Annotated in this window: 1 protein-coding gene; it reads left to right on the forward strand. The window is 66.1% G+C overall.

What is annotated here, in order from left to right; genetic code table 11:
* Positions 1-150 precede the first annotated feature (150 nt).
* A partial coding sequence (locus BPODLACK_RS23130) for a DDE-type integrase/transposase/recombinase (protein ID WP_236577766.1) occupies positions 151-710 on the forward strand: 560 nt, incomplete at its 3' end.

Below are 710 nucleotides of genomic sequence, written 5' to 3' on the forward strand. Positions count from 1 at the left end.
GTGTGCCAAACCTATTGGCGGGCTTTCGATGCCGGTCGGGTGCCGTGTTCGCAGAGCAGTTTCTACCGCATTGCCAAAGCCGAACAGATGACCGGTGATCGCCGCCGCGGCCGCCACGGGGGCGGGACCTCACGCCCGGTCCCGAAGGCGGTGGCCACCGCACCAGGGCAGTTGTGGTCGTGGGATGTCACCGAACTCAAAGGACCATCCCGCCAGCGCTACAAGCTGTACCTGGTGATCGATGTGTTCTCCCGCTACCCGGTCGCCTGGCGCATCGAGCACGGCGAGGACACCGCTATGGCAGTCGACATGTTCGCCGCCGCCTTCACCCGCTACGGCGCTCCGCAGGTGCTCCACGCCGACAACGGGGCGATCATGCGGTCACGCGATCTGCTCGACGCCCTGCAAGCTGCCAAGATCGAAGCCTCGTTCTCCCGGCCCCGAGTCAGTGACGACAACCCGTTCTCCGAATCGCTGTTCAAGACCATCAAATACGACCTGCAGTGTCCCGACCGGTTCGACCACATCGACCACGCCCGCGCCTGGACCGCCACCTTCCTCGCCACCTATGCCGACGAGCATCGCCACAGCGGGTTGGCCTGGCACACCCCGGCCTCGGTGTTCGACGGTACTGCCACCCAGCAGCGGCAGCACCGCCAAACACTGCTCAACCGCCACTACCTGGCCCACCCGCAACGCTTCCGGCGCCC

The organism is Gordonia sp. YY1 (assembly GCF_009872315.1).
Lineage (GTDB): Bacteria > Actinomycetota > Actinomycetes > Mycobacteriales > Mycobacteriaceae > Gordonia > Gordonia amicalis.